The sequence below is a fragment of the Kitasatospora sp. NPDC089797 genome (genome assembly GCF_040684795.1).
In the GTDB taxonomy this organism is placed as follows: domain Bacteria; phylum Actinomycetota; class Actinomycetes; order Streptomycetales; family Streptomycetaceae; genus Kitasatospora.
Genome location: NZ_JBFBGS010000122.1, coordinates 1 through 1,077, shown reverse-complemented (window position 1 = coordinate 1,077; position 1,077 = coordinate 1). Strand labels below are relative to the sequence as shown.

Below are 1,077 nucleotides of genomic sequence, written 5' to 3'. Positions count from 1 at the left end.
GGGCCGGGGCGGGGCTCGCGGCGGCGCGCCCCGGCGCCGCCCCCGCCCCCCGCGCCGGGGGCGCCACCGCGCCCCACCGGCCCGCGCGGGGCCCGCCCCGGCGCCGGGACGCACCCCGATCCGGCCTGAACCGACCACCGGTCCGGCACGAACCGTCTTGACCTCAAGCCGACTCGAGGTCCTACGGTGACGGCGTCCCGGCGATCGAACAGCAGGCGAAGGAGCACGGCGAATGACGCTCAAGGAGTACCCGCACGAGGTCCTGGCCGCCCAGCCCATCGGCGCGTGGACCGGCGAGGTGTACCGCAGGGTGGTCGGCGGCCTGCGCGGGCAGCTCGCCGTCGAGGGCCTGACCCAGCCGCACTGGTGGACCCTCAACCACGCCGCCGGCGCCCCGGGCCGGTGGAACCGCACCACCCTGGTCGAGCGGCTGGCCCGCTACGACGACCTCGGCCTCGACTTCGACGCCGTCTTCGACGACCTCGCCGCCCGCGGCTGGCTGCTGGAGGACGGGGCGAACGGCGGCATGTCGCTCACCGCGGACGGCGAGGCCGCCCGCCTGCGGGCCCGCGAGCGCAACCACCGGGTGCTCCGGCAGGCCCACGAGGGCGTGGCCGAGGCCGACTTCGTGACCACCGTCAACGTGTTGCGCCGCATCACCGCCAACCTGGGCGGCGAGGGCGACCTGCCGGAGTGACCGGCCCGATGTCGACGTTCATCGAAATTCATCGAACAACCGCCCGCACCGTGATCTAGTGTCAGGACCGACCCCTCGCACCGATGTCGGAGGAACCACCATGCTCAAGCGCGTCATCGTCGGTACTGCCGCAGCCGCCCTGCTCGCCCTCGGCGCCGGCCCGGCCTTCGCGGACACCTCCTGGGGCGACGTGGCCCCCCAGCAGGCCGCGCCCGCGACCACCGCCTGGGGCGACGTGACGCCCGCGAACACCTCCTGGGGCTGGGCCACCCCCGCCGACCGGTAACGCCGGCCGGTAGCCCTGGCCGCGACCCCTCGCCCGGCAGTACTGCGCGACCGGCACCAGCCCGGTCGCGTACCGGCAGTACGACGTCCTCACC

At 75.6% G+C, this 1,077-nt stretch carries 2 protein-coding genes; both read left to right on the top strand.

Features of this window, described 5'->3' with window-relative positions; genetic code table 11:
- The first annotated feature begins 232 nt into the window (after nucleotides 1-232).
- Complete coding sequence (locus AB0O91_RS41205) at nucleotides 233-697, top strand: MarR family transcriptional regulator (RefSeq protein WP_363444701.1); 465 nt, start codon at nucleotides 233-235, stop codon at nucleotides 695-697.
- 100 nt (nucleotides 698-797) lie between these two features.
- Nucleotides 798-983, top strand: coding sequence for a hypothetical protein (locus AB0O91_RS41200; protein ID WP_363444699.1), 186 nt, complete (start codon nucleotides 798-800; stop codon nucleotides 981-983).
- Nucleotides 984-1,077 lie beyond the last annotated feature (94 nt).

Excerpts from the sequence above, each read along its gene's own strand:
- AB0O91_RS41205 (WP_363444701.1), top strand. The coding sequence starts at position 233 with ATGACGCTCAAGGAGTACCCGCACGAGGTCCTGGCCGCCCAGCCCATC.
- AB0O91_RS41200 (WP_363444699.1), top strand. The coding sequence starts at position 798 with ATGCTCAAGCGCGTCATCGTCGGTACTGCCGCAGCCGCCCTGCTCGCC.